12 protein-coding genes are annotated in these 18,215 nt (G+C 68.8%); 9 read left to right on the top strand and 3 right to left on the bottom strand.

The features are described from left to right. Window position 1: 1 nt before the first annotated feature. Window positions 2–4,900 carry a hypothetical protein gene (locus tag ABIC90_RS21730; RefSeq protein WP_436318235.1) on the bottom strand — a complete coding sequence of 1,633 codons (4,899 nt, stop codon included), beginning with the start codon at window positions 4,898–4,900 and terminating at the stop codon, window positions 2–4. 320 nt (window positions 4,901–5,220) lie between these two features. Here ABIC90_RS21730 and ABIC90_RS21720 point away from each other — a divergent pair, with 320 nt between their 5' ends. Next, complete coding sequence (locus tag ABIC90_RS21720) at window positions 5,221–5,655, top strand: DUF1841 family protein (protein ID WP_013543530.1); 435 nt, start codon at window positions 5,221–5,223, stop codon at window positions 5,653–5,655. 92 nt (window positions 5,656–5,747) lie between these two features. Here ABIC90_RS21720 and ABIC90_RS21715 read toward each other — a convergent pair whose 3' ends face one another. Then, complete coding sequence (locus ABIC90_RS21715; RefSeq protein WP_354357743.1) at window positions 5,748–6,743, bottom strand: LysR substrate-binding domain-containing protein; 996 nt, start codon at window positions 6,741–6,743, stop codon at window positions 5,748–5,750. 104 nt (window positions 6,744–6,847) lie between these two features. Between ABIC90_RS21715 and pcaH the strand changes: the two genes are divergently transcribed. Both pcaH and pcaG read left to right on the top strand, forming a co-directional pair. Further along, window positions 6,848–7,573, top strand: a complete 726-nt coding sequence (gene pcaH, locus ABIC90_RS21710; protein ID WP_354357741.1) for a protocatechuate 3,4-dioxygenase subunit beta — start codon at window positions 6,848–6,850, stop codon at window positions 7,571–7,573. A gap of 12 nt (window positions 7,574–7,585) precedes the next feature. Further along, on the top strand, window positions 7,586–8,191 hold the full coding sequence (gene pcaG, locus ABIC90_RS21705) for a protocatechuate 3,4-dioxygenase subunit alpha (RefSeq protein ID WP_354357739.1): 606 nt from the start codon (window positions 7,586–7,588) through the stop codon (window positions 8,189–8,191). 67 nt (window positions 8,192–8,258) lie between these two features. Here the strand turns inward: pcaG and ABIC90_RS21700 are convergent, their stop codons facing one another. Beyond that, complete coding sequence (locus ABIC90_RS21700) at window positions 8,259–8,954, bottom strand: c-type cytochrome (RefSeq protein ID WP_354357737.1); 696 nt, start codon at window positions 8,952–8,954, stop codon at window positions 8,259–8,261. Between the two features lie 164 nt (window positions 8,955–9,118). Between ABIC90_RS21700 and ABIC90_RS21695 the strand changes: the two genes are divergently transcribed. The 6 genes from ABIC90_RS21695 (at window position 9,119) to ABIC90_RS21670 (ending at window position 18,174) form a co-directional block, all read left to right on the top strand. Continuing rightward, entirely contained in the window at window positions 9,119–9,973 is an 855-nt protein-coding gene (locus ABIC90_RS21695; protein ID WP_354357735.1) for an AAA family ATPase, read from the top strand. Then, on the top strand, window positions 9,970–10,221 hold the full coding sequence (locus ABIC90_RS21690) for a hypothetical protein (RefSeq protein ID WP_354357733.1): 252 nt from the start codon (window positions 9,970–9,972) through the stop codon (window positions 10,219–10,221). Before ABIC90_RS21695 ends, ABIC90_RS21690 begins: the two co-directional genes overlap by 4 nt. 26 nt (window positions 10,222–10,247) lie before the next feature. Further along, window positions 10,248–10,835 carry a GNAT family N-acetyltransferase gene (locus tag ABIC90_RS21685; protein ID WP_354357731.1) on the top strand — a complete coding sequence of 196 codons (588 nt, stop codon included), beginning with the start codon at window positions 10,248–10,250 and terminating at the stop codon, window positions 10,833–10,835. Between the two features lie 29 nt (window positions 10,836–10,864). Further along, window positions 10,865–12,052: a vWA domain-containing protein gene (locus tag ABIC90_RS21680; RefSeq protein ID WP_354357729.1), complete on the top strand. Its 1,188-nt coding sequence runs from the start codon at window positions 10,865–10,867 to the stop codon at window positions 12,050–12,052. Window positions 12,053–12,139: 87 nt separating this feature from the next. Continuing rightward, window positions 12,140–14,080, top strand: a complete 1,941-nt coding sequence (locus ABIC90_RS21675) for an autotransporter assembly complex protein TamA (RefSeq protein ID WP_354357727.1) — start codon at window positions 12,140–12,142, stop codon at window positions 14,078–14,080. Window positions 14,081–14,094: 14 nt separating this feature from the next. Continuing rightward, the gene (locus ABIC90_RS21670) at window positions 14,095–18,174 is read left to right on the top strand and encodes a translocation/assembly module TamB domain-containing protein (protein ID WP_354357725.1); all 4,080 of its coding nucleotides are present in this window, start codon (window positions 14,095–14,097) and stop codon (window positions 18,172–18,174) included. Window positions 18,175–18,215: the final 41 nt, after the last annotated feature.

The raw sequence follows: 18,215 nt of genomic DNA, 5'->3' as shown, positions 1-18,215 counted from the left end.
CTCAACCCAGCAGGCCATGCAGGATGTTGGTCACCGGCGTGAGCGTGTGCTCGACCACGCTGGTGATCGGGGTCACGATCTCGGTCACCAGCGGGGTGACGGCGTTCTCGACGGTGTTCACCACCGTGTCGACCACCGGAGCCACCGTTGTCGCCGCGCCGGCCAGGATGTCGGTCACCGGTTCCAGTGCGCCGGAGGCGGCACCTGCCACGGTCTCGACGATCGGGGCGATGGTGTCCGTCAGGCCGCCAGCCAGGCCGGAGACCGGCTCCAGGATGTTGGCGACCGGACCGTCGCTGCCGAGCACGCCGCCGAGCAGGCTGCCCACCAGGCCGTCCTGGCCGAGCAGGCTGCCGACGAGGCCGTCGTCGCCCAGCAGGCCGCCAACGATGCCGTCTTCGCCGAGGACACCGCCGAGCAGATCACCACCGAGCAGGCCACCGACGATGCCGTCTTCGCCGAGGACGCCACCCAGCAGATCGCCGCCGAGCAAGCCGCCGACGATGCCGTCTTCGCCGAGGACACCGCCGAGCAGATCACCACCGAGCAGGCCACCGACGATGCCGTCTTCGCCCAGCACGCCGCCGAGCAGATCACCGCCCAGCAGGCCGCCCACGATGCCGTCTTCACCGAGGACGCCGCCGAGCAGATCGCCACCGAGCAGGCCACCGACGATGCCGTCTTCACCGAGGACGCCACCGAGCAGATCACCGCCGAGCAGGCCACCGACGATGCCGTCTTCACCGAGGACGCCGCCGAGCAGATCACCGCCGAGCAGGCCACCAACGATGCCGTCTTCGCCCAGCACGCCGCCGAGCAGATCGCCACCGAGCAAGCCACCGACGATGCCGTCTTCACCGAGGACGCCGCCAAGGAGATCTCCGCCGAGCAAGCCGCCTACGAGGCCGTTGTCACCCAGGACACCGCCGAGCAGGTCGCCGCCGAGCAGGCCGCCGACGATGCCGTCTTCGCCCAGCACGCCGCCGAGCAGATCACCGCCCAGCAGGCCGCCGACGATGCCGTCTTCACCCAGCACGCCGCCGAGCAGATCACCGCCGAGCAAGCCGCCAACGAGGCCGTCTTCGCCCAGCACGCCACCCAGCAGATCACCACCGAGCAGGCCGCCAACGATGCCGTCTTCACCCAGCACGCCGCCGAGCAAATCGCCGCCGAGCAAGCCGCCAACGATGCCGTCTTCGCCGAGCACGCCGCCGAGCAGATCGCCACCGAGCAAGCCGCCAACGATGCCGTCTTCGCCGAGGACGCCGCCGAGCAGATCGCCACCGAGCAGGCCGCCGACGATGCCGTCTTCGCCGAGCACGCCGCCGAGCAGATCGCCACCGAGCAAGCCGCCGACGATGCCGTCTTCACCGAGGACGCCACCCAGCAGATCACCACCCAGCAGGCCACCGACGATGCCGTCTTCTCCGAGGACGCCACCCAGCAGATCACCGCCAAGCAGGCCGCCGACGATGCCGTCTTCTCCGAGGACGCCACCCAGCAGATCACCGCCAAGCAGGCCGCCGACGATGCCGTCTTCTCCGAGGACGCCGCCGAGCAGATCACCGCCAAGCAGGCCGCCGACGATGCCGTCTTCTCCGAGGACGCCGCCGAGCAGATCACCACCCAGCAAGCCGCCGACGATGCCGTCTTCTCCGAGGACGCCGCCGAGCAGATCACCACCCAGCAAGCCGCCAACGATGCCGTCTTCACCGAGGACACCGCCGAGCAGATCGCCACCCAGCAGATCCCCGCCGAGCAAGCCGCCGACAAGGCCGTCTTCACCCAGCACGCCGCCGAGCAGATCGCCGTTCAGGAGATTCGCCACGCCATCGGTGAGGTAGTCCACTTGCGTGTCGACCGCATCGAGCAGCGCGTTCGTCGTGCCGGCGCCGAGCAGTTGATCGGCGATCGGGCTGAGCAGGCTGCCCGCGCCGTCCGTCACCTGGTCCACCAGGCCGTCGACCGGGTCGAGGGCGTTGGGGTTGTTCGGGGTGAAGGTGGTGCCGAGCACCGGGCCGAGGAGGCCGTCGACCGTGTCGGTCAGGTCGTCCGCGATGCCGGCCACCGGGGCGAGCAGGTCGCCCACGCCGAGTTCGCCGAGCAGGCCGCTGTCCAGGCTGGTCGTCAGGCCGCCGACGATGCTGTCGACCGGATCGAGCAGGGCCGCGCCGGTGGGCGGCGTGGTGCCGCCACCGCCGATGCCGCCGAGCACGCCACCGAGCAGACCGCCCACGAGGCCGTCTTCACCCAGCAGGCCGCCGACCACGCCGTCTTCGGAGAGCAGGCCGCCCACCAGACCGTCCGGACCGACCAGGCCGCCGACGATGCCGTCTTCGCCCAGGAGGCCGCCGACCAGGCCGTCGTCGCCGAGCAAGCCGCCGACGAGACCGTCGTCGCCCAGCAGGCCACCGACCAGGCCGTCGCCGCCGAGCAGACCGCCGACAAGGCCGTCATCGCCCAGGAGGCCGCCGACCAGGCCGTCGTTGCCGAGCAGACCGCCGACGATGCCGTCGTCACCCAGCACGCCGCCCAGGAGGCCGTCGTCGCCGAGCAGGCCACCCACCAGGCCGTCGCCGCCAAGGAGGCCGCCGACGATGCCGTCGTCGCCCAGCAGGCCGCCGACCAGACCGTCTTCACCGAGCAGGCCACCCACCAGACCGTCGTCGCCGAGCAAGCCGCCGACGAGGCCGTCTTCACCCAGCACGCCACCCAGGAGGCCGCCTTCGCCGCCGAGGACGCCGCCCAGCAGGCCGTCGTCACCCAAGAGGCCGCCGACGATGCCGTCTTCGCCGAGCAGTCCGCCCAGGAGGCCATCGCCGCCGAGCAGGCCGCCGGTCAGGCCGTCTTCACCCAGGAGGCCGCCGAGCACGCCGTCTTCGCCGAGCAGGCTGCCCAGGGCGCCGTCTTCACCCAGCAGGCCACCGAGGGCGCTGCCTTCGCCGATCAGGCCGCCCAGGAGGCCGTCGGCGCCGAGCAGGCCGCCGAGCACGCCACCGAGGGCACCGTCTTCACCGAGCAGGCCGCCCAGGGCGCCGTCGTCACCCAGCAGGTTGCCGAGCAGGCCGCCGAGCGCGCCGTCGTCACCCAGGAGGCCGCCCAGCAGGCTGTCGTCGCCGAGCAGGCCGCCCACGAGTCCGTCGTCGCCGAGCAGGCCGCCGACGATGCCGTCTTCACCCAGCACGCCGTCGAGCAGGCCGCCGATGATGCCGTCTTCACCCAGCAAGCCGTCCAGGCCGAGGCCGGCGGTCAGGCCGCCGAGCGGGCCTTCACCGGCGAGCAGGTTGTTCAGGCCGTCGGTCACGTAGTCGACCTGGCCGAGCAGTGAACCCAGCAGCGCGTCGGTCACGCCGTCGCCGAGCAGGCCGTCCACGACGGGGCTGAGCGTATCGCCCACCGGGTCGAGCACGTTGCCGACGAGGTCGTCGACCGGGTCGAACGCGTTGGGGTCGTTCGGCGTGAATTCGGAACCGAGCAGCGGAGCCAGCGCGCCGTCGACGATGTCGGTGACGCCATCGACCAGCGGGACCACGGGAGCGAGCACGCCGCCCAGGCCGAGGGTGTCGTCGAGGGCATCGACGACGCCGTGCACGAGGTTGTCGCTGGGGTCGAGGAGCTGGTCGGCGTCTGCATCAGCGTCCGCATCGGCGTCGGCGTCGGCATCAGCGTCCGCATCGGCGTCGGCATCAGCGTCCGCATCGGCATCGGCATCGGCGTCGGCGTCGGCGTCGGCATCGGCATCGGCATCTGCGTCTGCATCGGCATCTGCGTCTGCATCGGCATCTGCGTCTGCATCGGCGTCGGCGTCTGCGTCTGCGTCTGCATCTGCATCTGCGTCGGCATCGGCATCGGCATCGGCATCGGCATCAGCATCAGCATCAGCATCAGCATCAGCATCAGCATCAGCATCAGCATCAGCGTCGGCATCAGCGTCGGCATCAGCATCAGCATCGGCATCGGCATCGGCATCGGCGTCAGCGTCAGCGTCGGCATCGGCATCGGCGTCGGCGTCGGCATCGGCATCGGCATCGGCATCGGCATCAGCATCGGCGTCAGCATCGGCATCGGCATCGGCATCGGCATCGGCGTCAGCATCGGCATCGGCATCGGCATCGGCGTCAGCATCGGCATCGGCATCGGCGTCAGCATCGGCATCGGCATCGGCGTCAGCATCGGCATCGGCATCGGCGTCAGCATCGGCATCGGCATCGGCATCGGCGTCAGCATCGGCGTCACCGTCGGCGTCTGCATCCGCATCAGCGTCCGCATCGGCATCCGCATCGGTCTCGCCAACGCCGCCCACGAACAACGGGAAGCCGCTGCTTCCGCCGCCGCCACCGCCGCTGAGCGCTGCGCCCAGGACCGCGGCACCCAGCGCGCCCAGGGCGAATTCGCCCAGGCCGATGCCGCTGCCGGCGGCGAGCTTCTTGGTCACGGCCAGGGCGGCTGCGTCTGCATCGCTGTCTGGCGGGGTCACTTGCAGGTCGCCCGAGGCGACATCCACATTCACTTGTTCGAGGCCGCCGGGCAGCTTGGTCGAGCCGATGGTGGCGTCGGTGCCGCCGGTGAAGACGCCGGACAGCGGCGCCTTGTTGCTGGCGGAACCGGGGAAGAGCACGTTGGCGCTGCCGTCCTGCGGAACGAGCACGCGGTCACCGGCGATCAGCGTCTGATTGCCGTCCACCGGAATGCGGACACCGTCGCGCATCACGGCAGTGCCGGGCGTAGCATTGGACAATGTGCCGATGCTTGCAGGCCCCGAGGGGACAGCGGGCGCCTCCGATCCCATGCTGGCGGGGACGCCTAGCGGGGTGACGGTGGCTTGCGCGAGGACAACGGGAGCCATGCCGCTAGCGGCAGATCCGTCGGACGATTGGGTCGATGCTTGTTGAGCGGTCATGGCAGCCTCTGTGACAAAAGATGCATCTACAGGGGCAACATGCGTGCCGGTTTTTTGCCGGCGTGCCAATGACCCTCCGCCAACGGCCCAAGCCATTGATTTGTATGAATATTTTTCTGAAAACCGCTTGCGGCGACCGCCATGGAAACAGCGCGTAAGGAGGCCATTTCGCGATTCGTTACGTAACGATGTAACGCCCTGTACCCGGAACGCCGCGCGTGTTCCCGGGTGCTTCGGGGGCCGGTCGCGGGTGGCCTGAAACGCTGTTCAAGCCATTCGCTCTCTTGTTTTTTCTTCTGCTTCTCTTTCTGTCTCTATATATGTTCAACCCCTCCCAGGAAGACGTGCGCCGCTTCTTCTGCGACGTGTACGCCAAGCATCGGCAGGGCCTTCCGATGGAAGCGCTCGAGACCATCGCCGCCGGCTGGATCGACGAACACCCCGAGTACCACGAGGACCTGGCCGACGCCGATGCGGCGGTGGCGCGGGTGTACGACGGATCGAACGGCCGCGAGAACCCGTTCCTTCATCTGTCGATGCATCTGTCGATCAGCGAGCAGTGCTCCATCGACCAGCCGCGCGGCATCCGCCAGGCCGTGGAGTTGCTGGCAGCGCGCCGCGGCTCGCTGCTGCATGCGCATCACGAGGCGATGGATTGCCTCGGCCAGATGATGTGGGAGAGCCAGCGCGCGGGGCGGCCGCCCGATGGCGACGGCTATGTGGCTTGCGTGCAGCGCCGCGCGACGAAGGATTAGCTCGCCCCCAGGCTTCGCGCACTTCGTGTCGCTTCTCCTTCCCCCTACAGGGGGCAACACCAGCGGCCCGGCGAAGCCGGTTCCGCGGTGTTTCACGAAGGAAGACGGGTTTTTTTTGCAGCCCGTCGGGGCAACGCCCCTTGCTGCTTGGCGCCTTCGCGCAGCAGCGCGGCCATGGCGCCGCGCAACGCCGAAGCCTCGGCATCGCTGCGCAACAGCAACCCGACCGGCTCTTCCGTCCCCGCGGTGTCGATGCGCAGGCGCACGAGGCGGCCGGCGGCCAGCGCGCCGCGCGCGGCACCCAGCGGCGTGATCCAGACCGCATCGGACACCGCCACCAGCGCGCACGCCACCGCCACGTCGAGCGTCTGCAGCGTGTGGGCCGGCAGCGCAAGGCCGCGCGCCGACAGGAAGCTTTCGGTGTTGTGGCGCGGGATGGTGCCCTCGCCGTACACGACCAGCGGGTAGCCGAGCACCGCCTGCACCGGCGCGGCCTTGAGCGCGAGCGGATGCCCGGCGCGCACCGCGAACACCAGCGGCTCGGTGTAGAGCAGCTCGAAGCTCAGCCCGCCCATCAGGCGCGGATCGCTCATGCGGCCGACCGCGAGGTCGAGCTCGCCGGCACGCAGCTCGTCGAGCAGCACCGCGTTGGCGGCGCTCTTGACCGTGATCTGAGCGGATGGCCAGTGGTCGCGAAGGCCCGCGAGCGCCAGCGGCAGCAACGCGGGCGCCACGCTGGGCAGCGCGCCGATGCGCAGGCGCTCGATGCGTCCGCCGGCCGTCGGCGCCACCGCCTCGGCGCTGGCTTCGAGGGCCTCGAGCACGCGCAGCGCATGCGCCAGCAGTTGCTCGCCGGCCGCGGTGAGCCCCTGCACGCCGCGGCGGCCGGCCTGGCTGCGATCGACCAGCCGCGTGCCCACGATGGCTTCCAGCTCGGAGAGCGTCTTGGACACCGCCGGCTGGCTCAATGCCAGGCGCGCCGCAGCGCGCGCCAGATGGCGTTCCTGCGCCACGGCCACGAAGGTGCGCAGGTGCCGCAACTGCACGTTGCGCAAGAAATCCTGGCGAAGGTCGGCGGGATTTTTCAATGACTGATGGTTATGAAAACTGGATCAATCTTCAATTTACATCATTGAACGGCGCTTCTACAGTGGCGGGTTCCGGATTCGTCCCACGACAGGAGACAACGCACATGTTGACCAAGACCCCAGGGCCCCAGCCCACCCTCACGCCGCGCGACTGGGAAGCCCACCCCAGCTACATCTACCCCGGCTACAAGTCCACCGCCAAGCGCGGCCCGCAGAAGCCGCTGATCCCGCTGAAGGCTTCGCTGGGCGAGCTGCAGCAGCCGGTGTACGGCCACGACAGCATCGGCGCGCTCGACCACGACCTCACGCGCAACGCGCGCCGCAACGGCGAGCCGCTGGGCGAACGCATGATCCTCACCGGCCAGGTGCTGGACGAGCGCCGCCGCCCGGTGGCCAACACGCTGGTCGAGCTGTGGCAGGCCAACGCCTCGGGCCGCTATGTGCACAAGGTCGACCAGCACGACGCGCCGCTGGACCCGAACTTCCTGGGCGCGGGCCGTTGCCTGACCGACAGCGAAGGCCGCTATCGCTTCCTGACCATCAAGCCCGGGGCCTATCCGTGGGGCAATCATCCGAACGCCTGGCGCCCCCAGCACATCCACCTGTCGCTGTTCGGCCAGAGCTTCGCGAGCCGCCTGGTCACGCAGATGTATTTCCCCGGCGACCCGCTGCTGCAGTACGACCCGATGGTCACCGGCACGCCCGAGCGCTACCGCAACCGGCTGATCGCCGACTTCAGCCTGGACATCACCGAAGAGGGCTACGCGCTGGGCTACCAGTTCGACATCGTGTTGCGCGGTGCGGACGAGACGCCGTTCGAGAACCGCTGAAAGGAATTCCCCATGCCATTGATGACCGCACAGGACGCCGACTTCGGCCAGACCCCCTCGCAAACCGTGGGCCCCTACTTCGCCTACGGCCTCACCGCCACGCAGTACGGCTACGACTTCGACCAGCCCTTCGACGCCGTGGTGGCGCTGGACAACGCCGCCGGCGAGCGCATCCGCCTCGAAGGCCGGGTGATCGACGGCGACGGCAACGCCATCGGCGATGCCATGGTCGAGATCAGCCAGCCCGACGGCGAGGGCCGCTATCCGCAGACGCCCGAAGAAGCGCGCGCACTGGGCTTTCGCGCCTTCGGCCGCGTGGGCACGGATGCGCAGAACCGCTTCGTGTTCCACACCGTCAAGCCCGGCGCGCAATCGCCCGGCGAGGCACCGCACATCAACGTGATCGTGCTGATGCGCGGCCTGCTGCTGCATGCGTTCACGCGCGTGTACTTCAGCGACGAGGCCGAAGCCAACGCCAAGGACGCGGTGCTGCAGAGCGTGCCCGCCGAACGCCGCCACACGCTGATTGCCGAGCGCGTGGTGCAAGGCGGCGCGGTGAGCTACCGCTTCGACATCCGCATGCAGGGCGCGGACGAGACGGCCTTCTTCGACGTCTGACCTCAGGGAAATCCCGGACATAAAAAAACCCGCATCGCGCGGGTTTTTTTATGGGAGCTCGGAGCGCTTACTGCGCCGCGTGATGAATGCGCGACTCGGGCACCGTCTTGAGTTCGCCGGGCACCGAGGCGATGTAGTTGGCCAGCGTCTTGAGTTCGGCGTTGGTGAACTTCTTGGGTTCGACCTGGCCGACCATCACCGCGTTGGAGCGGCCCAGATGGCTGTTGTTCTTGATGCGGTACGACTTGAGCGCCACGAAGAGGTAGTCGGCATGCTGGCCAGCCAGCTTGGGCACGGTGCCGTCGTTCGGGGTGTTGAAGTTGGCGCCGTGGCACTTGGTGCAGCTGTTGTCGGGACCGTTGCGGCCGACCAGCGCGGTGATGTTGTCGGGCATGGCCTTGGCGGGGGCCGCCGCCGGTGCATCGCCCTGCTTCACGCCCAGCTGGCTGTAGTAGGCGGAGATGTCGGCGATGTCCTGCTCGGAGAGCGAATCGGCAATGGCGCGCATGGTGGGGTGCTTGCGATCGCCGCCCTTGTACTGCGTGAGCGCAGCGGCGATGTAGGTGGCGCTCTGGCCAGCGATCATCGGTACCTTGTGGATCTCGGGAAAGCTGGCCTGGTAGCCGATGATGCCGTGGCAGCCCACGCACATCTGAACCTTCTTGGCTCCGTCCAGGGGCTTGCCCGTCACCTGCTGGGCTTGTGCCGAGAGCGTCACGCAAGCGACAGCAAGGGCAAACATCGTGGTCAACAGCTTGTTCATTTTGCGCGCACAATCTCGTGGAGATACAGTTTTTCGAATCAACATTCGATTATATGCAGGGGTCCCGCGGGAACCCCGCGGAGGCCGCCCAAGAGGCCGCCAATGCGAATCGAGTGTGTTCTTTTCTCCACCCCGCCTTCTTCACCACCTCGCTCGCGTCACTCATGAAATTCAAGGGCTCAGACAACTACGTCGCCACTCAGGACCTGATGCTGGCGGTCAACGCCGCCATCACGCTCAAGCGTCCGCTGCTCGTCAAGGGCGAACCCGGCACGGGCAAGACCATGCTGGCCGAGGAAGTGGCCGAGGCGCTCGAGCTGCCGCTCCTGCAGTGGCATATCAAGTCGACCACCAAGGCGCAGCAGGGGCTGTACGAATACGACGCGGTGAGCCGCCTGCGCGACTCGCAGCTCTCGGGCGTGGAGGGCGGGGAGCGCGTCAAGGACATCAACAACTACATCGTGAAGGGCGTGCTCTGGCAGGCCTTCACCGCCGACCAGCCGGTGGCGCTGCTCATCGACGAGATCGACAAGGCCGACATCGAATTCCCGAACGACCTGCTGCGCGAAATCGACCGCATGGAGTTCTACTGCTACGAAACGCGCGAGCTCATCCGCGCCAAGCACCGGCCGGTGGTGTTCATCACCTCCAACAACGAGAAGGAGCTGCCCGACGCCTTCCTTCGCCGCTGCTTCTTCCACTACATCAAGTTCCCCGATGCCGAGACGATGAAGCACATCGTGGCCGTGCACTTCCCGGGCTTGAAGCAGGAGCTGCTCACCGCCGCGATGAAGACCTTCTATGACGTGCGCAACCTGCCGGGCCTGAAGAAGAAGCCCTCCACCTCCGAATTGCTCGACTGGCTCAAGCTGCTGGTGGCCGAAGACATTCCGCTCGAAGCGCTGCAGAGCAAGGAAGACAAGGTCGCCGTGCCGCCGCTGGTGGGCGCGCTGCTCAAGAACGAACAGGACGTGACGCTCTTCGAGAAGCTGGTCTTCATGCAGCGCAACAACCGATGAGCGAATCACCCCGGCCGCACCCCACGCGGCAGCTGCTCAAGCTGGGCATTGCCCAGGCCGTTCTGTTCGTGCTGGGCGCGCTGCTCGGCCGCTGGATCGGGCTGATGCTGGGCCTGGACGCCTTCGGCCCCGGAGGCTACGGCAACAAGGAGATCTTCGGCATCCTGCTGATCGGCCTGGGCGGCGGCGGCGGCCTGCAGATTGCACGCGCTTGGTACGTGCGCAAGTACGGCAACCCCAGAAGCTGACATCGATATTCACGGAGTGTTTTGAAATGGCGTTCGTCGAACCTGTCACGTTGAGGGCCCGCGACCTGGCCCTGGTGCCGCTGTCGCTGGACCACGAAGAGGGCCTGCGTGCCGCGGCCGCCGACGGCGAACTCTGGAAGCTGCGCGTCACCTCGGTGCCCGAGCCGCAGGACACCCGCGCCTACATCGAGACCGCGCTCAAGATGCCCGACCGCTTCGCCTTCGCGGTGACCGAAGCCGCAACCGGTACCGTGCTGGGCAGCACCAGCTTTCACGACATCCTGCCGGGCGTGAAGCGTGTGGAAATTGGCTACACCTGGTACGCCGCGCGCTGCCAGCGCACCCACGTCAACACCACCTGCAAGCTGCTGATGCTCGGGCACGCGTTCGATGCGCTGGGCTGCAACGTGGTGGGCTGGCGCACCGACAACTTCAACTTTGCCTCGCAGCGCGCCATCGAGCGGCTGGGCGCCAAGAAAGACGGCGTCATTCGCGGCCACGTGATGCGCCGCGACGGCACCATCCGCGACACCGTCATGTACAGCCTGCGCGCGGGCGAGTGGCCTGAAGTCAAGGCGCAGCTGCTCTACCTGCTCGACAAGCCGCGCGGCTGACAACCGCCGGGCCCAACAAGGAGCACGCCATGCTCATCGACTTCTTCTACACCCTGCGCTCGGCCAAGCTGCCGGTGTCCGTCAAGGAATACCTCACGCTGCTCGAAGCCCTGAAGGCCGACGTGGTGGGGCCCAACTCCGACGGCGCCTACGGGATCGACGACTTCTACTACCTCTCGCGCACCGCGCTCGTGAAGGACGAGAAGCACTACGACAAGTTCGACCGCGCCTTCGCCGCCTATTTCAAGGGCGTGGAGATGCTCACCGACTTCACCAAGGAAGTGCCGCTCGACTGGCTCAAGAAGACGCTCGAGCGCGAGTTCACCGCCGAGGAAAAAGCCAAGATCGAGAAGATGGGCTGGGACGAGCTCATGGAAACGCTCAAGAAGCGCTTCGAGGAGCAGAAGGAGCGCCACGAGGGCGGCAGCAAGTGGATCGGCACCGGCGGCACCTCGCCGTTCGGCAACGGCGGCTACAACCCGCAGGGCATCCGCATCGGCGGCGCGGGCAAGAACAAGAGCGCGGTGAAGGTCTGGGACCAGCGCGCCTACAAGGACTACGACGACACCCAGGAGCTGGGCACGCGCAACATCAAGGTGGCGCTGCGGCGCCTTCGCAAGTTCGCGCGCGAAGGCCACGAGGAAGAGCTGGACCTGGACCACACCATCCACTCGACCGCGGCCAATGCCGGCTACCTGGACATCAAGATGCGGCCCGAGCGCCACAACAACGTCAAGGTGCTGCTGCTCATGGACGTGGGCGGCACGATGGACGAGCACATCCAGCGCGTCGAAGAACTGTTCTCGGCCGTCAAGACCGAGTTCAAGCACCTGGAGTTCTATTACTTCCACAACTGCGTCTACGACTTCATGTGGAAGAACAACAAGCGCCGCTTCTCCGAGAAGTTCGCCACCTGGGACATCCTGCGCAAGTACAACAAGGACTACAAGCTCATCTTCGTCGGCGACGCGACCATGAGCCCTTACGAAATATTGCAACCCGGCGGCAGTGTCGAATACAACAACGAAGAAGCCGGCGCCGAGTGGATTCAGCGCCTGACGCACACCTTCCCCAAGTTCGCGTGGATCAACCCCGAGCCCCAGGGCGTGTGGCAATACCGCCAGAGCATCGCGGTGATGCAGCAGCTGATGTCCAACCGCATGTACCCGCTCACGCTGCGCGGCCTGGAAGACGCGATGCGCATGCTCTCCAAGTAGGGAGCCCAAGCCCGCGCCCAAGTAGGACGGCGCCACCTGTATCCGGAAGCTTCAGGAAGCCGCGGGTCTTGCTGTCAGAATTCGCCCATGCTCAGGGTGGTTTCCGTTTCTTCGCCGGCGTGGTGGCCGGCATTGCTTTTTTCTGGCGTCCTGCTTTTGCAAGGCTGCAGCCTGCTGCCTAAAAAAGAAGCGACCGAAGGCAAGCCCGTGGCGGGCCTGGTGCGCAGCGGCAATGCCGACACCGACACCGGCGGCACGCCGGACAAGGACGGCAAGGACGAGAAAAAAGCCGACAAGCGCGATGCCTTCACCGTCGACGTGCGCGGGCCCACTGCGGTGCGCGACTACCTGGCGCTGCACCTGGAAATCCAGCGCTACCGCGAGCTCGACGACCTCGGTGCCACCGAAATCTCCCGCCTCATGGTGGCCGCCGAAACCAATGCGCGCGAACTGCTGGGCACCCTCGGCTACTTCACCCCCACGCTGACGCTGGAGCTCAACGAAACACCGGCGAGCACCAAGGCCCCGCGCGAGATCGTCATCAATGTCTCGCCCGGCGAAGCCACCAAGGTGAGCAACGTGCAGATCAGCTATGCCGGCCCCATCGCCGACGACATCGCCGCCGAGTCGCAGCGCGATTCGATACGCACCGGCTGGGCCCTGCGCGCCGGCCTGCCCTTCACCCAGCAGGCCTGGGACGATGCCAAGACCACCGCGCTGCGCAACCTGACCGCCAAGCGTTTTCCCACCGGCAACATCGAAGTGAGCCGCGCCGAAGTGGACGCCGACCGCAGCGAAGCCCGCCTGAGCGTCACCTACCAGTCGGGTCCGGCGTACAAGTTCGGCCCGCTCGTGCTGCGCGGCATGCAGCGCTACGACCCCGACGGCGCACGCCGCATCGCGCGCCTGCCTTCGGGCACCGACTACGACCAGCAGAAGCTGCTCGACGCCCAGCAGCGCCTGGCCAGCAGCGGCTACTACGACTCGGTGTTCCTCACGCTGGACACCGACAGCGGCAACCCGCTGGCCGCGCCCGTCATCGCGCAGCTGCGCGAGGCACCGCTGCAGAAGGTGGTGCTGGGCGCCGGCTTCACCACCGACAACGGCCCGCGCCTGTCGATAGACCACATCCACAACCAGATTCCGCTGCTCGGCTGGCGCGCGGTCTCGCGGCTGTCGGTGGACAACGACATCCAGTCGCTGGGCACCGAGTGGAACGCCATCCCCGACGACCGCGGCTGGCGCTGGTTCGCCGGCGGCGAACTCAAGCGCGAGGAATCGGGCAGCTACATCGTGGACAGCGGGCGCCTGCGCGGCGGCCGCAACAAGGCCGGCGACCACATCGACCGCAGCTATTTCCTGCAGTACGACTACACGCAGAACCGCGGCATCGATGCGCCGCCCTCGGCCTCCGCCGTGACCGCCAACTGGGGCTGGACCGGGCGCTACTTCGACAACAACGCGGCCCCCACGCGCGGCTACGGCCTGGCACTCGAAGTGGCGGCGGGCTACACGCTCACCGGCCAGCAACTGCCCTTTACCCGCACCTATGCGCGCTGGCTCGGCGTGGTGCCTGTGGGCTTTGCGGAAGACACCGAAACCCGCGCGCGCCGCAGCCGCCTGCAACTGCGCGTGGAGGCCGGTGCGGTCGCGGCCAAGGACATTGCGCAGATCCCGTCCACGCTGATGTTCCTGACCGGCGGCGACACCACCGTGCGCGGCTACAGCTACAAGCAGATCGGCACCGTGCGCGCCGACGGCCAGATCGTTGCCGGGCGCTACCTGGGCGTGGCCAGCGTCGAGTGGCAACGGCCCTTTGTCTACAACGACAAGCTCACCGAATGGGAAAGCGTGGTGTTCGTGGACGCCGGCGCCGTGGCGGACAAGCCGGGCGAGCTCAAGCCCAAGGTGGGCGTGGGCGTGGGCGCGCGCTGGCGCAGCCCGGTCGGGCCGGTGCAGGCCGATCTGGCCTACGGCGTGGACACGAAAAAATTCCGCCTGCACTTTCGCCTCGGCTTCAACTTCTGACCCTGCCTTTTTCGATGTCGAACGATGCCGCCAACGCACCTGTCCCCACGCCGCCGGCCGTGAAGCGCTCGCGTGCGCGCCGAGCGTTGCGCGCGCTGGCCTGGACGGTGGCGGGCTTCTTCCTGGTCGTGGCGCTGCTGGTCGCAGGCGCGTGGTGGTGGCTGGGCTCGAACACCTCGCTGGCCTTCGCGCTCGCGCAGGCGGCGCAGCGGCTGCCCGCGGGCCAGACGCTGGAGAGCCGCGACGTGAGCGGTTCGCTGCGCACCGGCGGGCACATCGGCTGGCTCAAGTACCAGAGCGAGAGCATCGCCGTCGAGGTGAACGACGCCACCATCGGCTGGCAGTTTGCGCCCCTCTTCCAGCGCAAGGTGCAGCTGGGCGAGGTGCATGCGAAGCAGGTGCTGATCGAGAAGCGCGGAGCGCCCAGCGACAAGCCCGCCGAGCCGCTCGAAAAGCTGGTGCTGCCCGTTGACGTCGACGTGCCCTTTCGCATCGACGAACTGCGCTGGGCCGGCCCGCCCGCGCTGCAGGCCCTGAATCTCAACGGCAGCTACGTCTACAAGAATGCGGAGCATGCGCTGGAGGTGAAGGGCGTCGACATTGCCGACGGCCACTACAGCGCGCGCGTCAAGCTGCAAGGCCCCGCGCCGATGGCCATCGACGCCGCGCTGGACGGCCGCGTGAAGGCGCCGCTGGCCGAAGGCCGCAGCATCGACGTGCTGGCGCAGGCCACGATCAAGGGCACGCTCGCGGGCACGGCGGCGCGGCTGCAGGTCGCCGCCGAACTCAAGCCGGCCGAGGAGAACACCGAAGCGCCGATGGAAGCCAAGCTGCAGGCGCAGATCGCGCCCTGGCTCCCGCAGCCGGTGATCGACGCCAAGGCAGACCTTCGCAACGTCGACGCCGCCAGCCTGTGGCCGGGCGCGCCCGAGACGCAGCTCACCGGCAGCGTCGCCGTCGAGCCCGATGCGGACGCGGGCCCGTCCGCCTGGAAGGCCTCGGCCGACATCCGCAACGCCGTGCCCGGCCCGTGGGACAAGGCCAGGCTGCCGGTCGAACAGGTGCAGGGCCGCGTGGGCTTCGACGGCACGAACTGGACCATTCCCGAAGCCACGGTGCGCGCTGGCGGCGGCCGCATCGACGCCGAAGGCCGCTGGAGCCCCGCGCCCGCGCCCTGGCAGATTCGCGCGACGGTGCGCAGCGTGCGGCCCGGTGCGCTGCACAGCGAACTTGCGGGCGCGCCCGTCAGCGGCCAGCTCACCGCACAGCAGCGCGAAGACACCATCAGCTTCGACGCCGCGCTCAAGGCCGAAGGCGGTGCAAGCAGCAAGGCCCTGCCCGGCTTCGCGCTGGACCGCGCGCTGGCCCAGGGCCAGTGGAAAGACCAGGTGCTCGACCTGCGCACGCTGCGCATCGAAGCCCAGCGCGCCAGCGTCGACGGCAAGCTGCAGGTGCGCGTGGCCGAGCAGGCCGCGAGCGGCAAGCTGAACCTCGTGCTGCCCGGCGGCGGCGCGACCCTCGAAGGCCGCATCGCACCCGACGCGGGCGCCGGCGACATCAAGGCGCGCATCGACGACGCCGACACGCTGCAGCGCTGGGTCGAGGGCCTGCCGGGCCTCTCGGGCGTGTTCGCGGGCACCAGCGCCAAGGGTGCGGTGCGGCTCGATGCGAGCTGGCAAGGCGGTTGGCGCACCATCCAGCGCCGCATCGAAAACGCCAACGCCCCCGCGCAGCGCGGCATCGCCGAGCCCACGCTCAAGGCCCAGCTCGCCGCGCCCCGCCTCGACCTCACGATGCCCGCCGCGCAGCCGGGCGGCACCGCCACCGCGGTGCAACTGCGCGACCTGCAGGCCGACCTGGCCGGCAGCCTCGCGCAGGCCACGCTCACCCTCAAGGGCGAAGCCGCCACCGGCACCCAGAAGCTCACGCTGGACACCCGCGCCAGCGGCGGCATCTCGGGCACCAACCAATGGCGCGCGGCCCTCGCCAGCCTGCGCCTGCAGGCGCAGGACAGCGCCCGCCCCGGCAACCCGTGGCTGGTGGAGCTGAGCCGCGAAGTCACCGCCACGATCCGCGCCGGCGGCAAGGCCGGCACGGTCGAGGTCGAAGCCTCCGCCGCCGCCGCCACGCTGCGCGGCCCCGTGCCCGGCACCGTGCGCATCGACTGGCAGCCGCTGCGCTTCAGCCAGAGCGGTGCCGCGCCCAACAAGGTGTTCCGCCTGCAGTCCAAGGGCCGCATGCAGGGCCTGCCGATGGCCTGGGCCGGCGCCTTCGGTGCGAGTTCGACGCTGAGCGACCTGGGCATCAGCGGCGACCTGATGTTCGACGGCGACTGGGACATCGACGCCGGTGACACGCTGCGCGCCAAGGCCCGCATCGCGCGCCAGAGCGGCGACATCCGCGTGCAGGCCGGCGAGGCCGCGCTGGTCACCCGCATCACCAGCACCGGAACCGGCACCGCGAGCGAGCGCACGATGAACTCCGCCTCGTCCACCGCCACCGCCGGCGTGCAAGCCCCCAGCACCCCCGCGGGCCTGCGCCAGGCCGAGCTGCGGCTCGATGCCGAAGGCGATGCGGTGCGCGCCTTTCTTGTCTGGGACAGCGAGCGCGCCGGCAAGATCGACGCCGACATCAACACCCGCGTGACGCAACGCGCCGGCGGCTGGCAGTGGGCGCCCGATGCGCCGCTGGGCGGCAGCATCAGGGCCGCGCTGCCCAACCTGGGCGTGTGGTCGATGCTCGCGCCGCCGGGCTGGCGCATCGCCGGCACGCTGGACGCCAACGCCGCGCTCTCGGGCAACCGCGCCGCGCCGCGCTGGAACGGCACGCTGGGCGCCGACAAGCTCGCGCTGCGCGCCCCGGTCGAAGGCCTGGACCTGCGCGACGGCCGCCTGCGCGCCACGCTCACCGGCGAACGCATCGAGATCAACGAGTTCTCGCTCAAGGGCGGCGCCGGCAGTTCGGCCCGCATCGGCGGCCAGAGCGGCAACCGCAGCACCGCGGCGAGCGAGGCCAACAACGACGGCGGATCGCTGTCGGCACGCGGCGAGATGAGCTGGGGTGCAGCCGGTGCGCAGGGTCCCGCCATCCGCATGGCCATGCAGGGCGAGCTGCGCGCGCTGCGAGTGCTCGTGCGCACCGACCGCCAGGTCACGCTCTCGGGCGACCTGCAGGCACGGCTGGACAACGGCCAGTTCAGCGTGCGCGGCAAGCTCAAGACCGACCGCGCCGTCATCATCCTGCCCGACGAAACCGCGCCCAGCCTGGGCAGCGACGTGGTCGTGCGCTCGGCCGCCAAGGACCGCGAGGCCGCCGAAGCGGCGCAGCGCGAATCGGCCCGCACCGACGCGCAGGCCGCCAGGCCGCAGACCGCCAAGCCGCCCGACATCGTCGTGACCTTCGACCTGGGCGACGACTTCGCCGTGCAGGGCCGCGGCATCACCACCCGGCTCGAAGGCGAGCTCGAGATCCGCAGCACCAAGCTCAACGCGCCGCCGCGCATCACCGGCGAGGTGAAGACCGTCAAGGGCCAGTACCGCGCCTACGGCCAGCAGATGGACGTGGAAACCGGCGTGGCGCGCTTCAACGGGCCCTTCGACAACCCGCAACTGGACATCCTCGCGCTGCGGCCCAACATCTCGCAGCGCGCGGGCGTGCAGATCACCGGCAGCGCGCAGTCGCCGCGCGTCAAGCTCTACTCGGAGCCCGCGCTGTCCGATGCGGAGACGCTGTCGTGGGTGATCCTGGGCCGCGCCTCGGCCACCAGCGGCGGCGAATCGGCGCTGCTGCAGCAGGCCGCGCTCGCGGTGCTGGGCAAGATCGGCAAGAGCGGCAGCGGTGGCGGCCTGGCCGGCCGCTTCGGCCTGGACGAACTCGGCTTCAAGGGCCCGGGCAGCGGCGGCGACGTGCGCGAATCGGCGGTCACGCTGGGCAAGCGGCTGTCCAAGGATTTCTACGTCACCTACGAGCGCAGCCTGGGCGGCACCCTCGGCACCCTCTTCATCTTCTACGACCTCACGCAGCGGCTCACGCTGCGCGGACAGGCGGGGCAGACCAGCGGCCTCGATCTGATCTACACGGTGAAGTACGACTGAGCCGGCCGCGCGCTGAAAACCAAGGGACTTCGATCTTGACC

Origin of the sequence: Variovorax boronicumulans (assembly GCF_040544675.1) — a bacterium.
GTDB classification, from domain to species: domain Bacteria; phylum Pseudomonadota; class Gammaproteobacteria; order Burkholderiales; family Burkholderiaceae_C; genus Variovorax; species Variovorax boronicumulans_D.
Note: the sequence above shows the minus strand (reverse complement) of the source record. Positions and strands in the feature narration are given on the sequence as shown.

Bases quoted from the DNA above. Each gene is read 5' to 3' on its own strand.
- ABIC90_RS21670 (WP_354357725.1), top strand. From the start codon at position 14,095: ATGTCGAACGATGCCGCCAACGCACCTGTCCCCACGCCGCCGGCCGTG.
- pcaH (WP_354357741.1), top strand. From the start codon at position 6,848: ATGTTGACCAAGACCCCAGGGCCCCAGCCCACCCTCACGCCGCGCGAC.
- ABIC90_RS21730 (WP_436318235.1), bottom strand. From the start codon at position 4,900: ATGACCGCTCAACAAGCATCGACCCAATCGTCCGACGGATCTGCCGCT.
- ABIC90_RS21700 (WP_354357737.1), bottom strand. From the start codon at position 8,954: ATGAACAAGCTGTTGACCACGATGTTTGCCCTTGCTGTCGCTTGCGTG.
- ABIC90_RS21720 (WP_013543530.1), top strand. From the start codon at position 5,221: ATGTTCAACCCCTCCCAGGAAGACGTGCGCCGCTTCTTCTGCGACGTG.
- ABIC90_RS21675 (WP_354357727.1), top strand. From the start codon at position 12,140: ATGCTCAGGGTGGTTTCCGTTTCTTCGCCGGCGTGGTGGCCGGCATTG.
- pcaG (WP_354357739.1), top strand. From the start codon at position 7,586: ATGCCATTGATGACCGCACAGGACGCCGACTTCGGCCAGACCCCCTCG.
- ABIC90_RS21685 (WP_354357731.1), top strand. From the start codon at position 10,248: ATGGCGTTCGTCGAACCTGTCACGTTGAGGGCCCGCGACCTGGCCCTG.
- ABIC90_RS21695 (WP_354357735.1), top strand. From the start codon at position 9,119: ATGAAATTCAAGGGCTCAGACAACTACGTCGCCACTCAGGACCTGATG.
- ABIC90_RS21680 (WP_354357729.1), top strand. From the start codon at position 10,865: ATGCTCATCGACTTCTTCTACACCCTGCGCTCGGCCAAGCTGCCGGTG.
- ABIC90_RS21690 (WP_354357733.1), top strand. From the start codon at position 9,970: ATGAGCGAATCACCCCGGCCGCACCCCACGCGGCAGCTGCTCAAGCTG.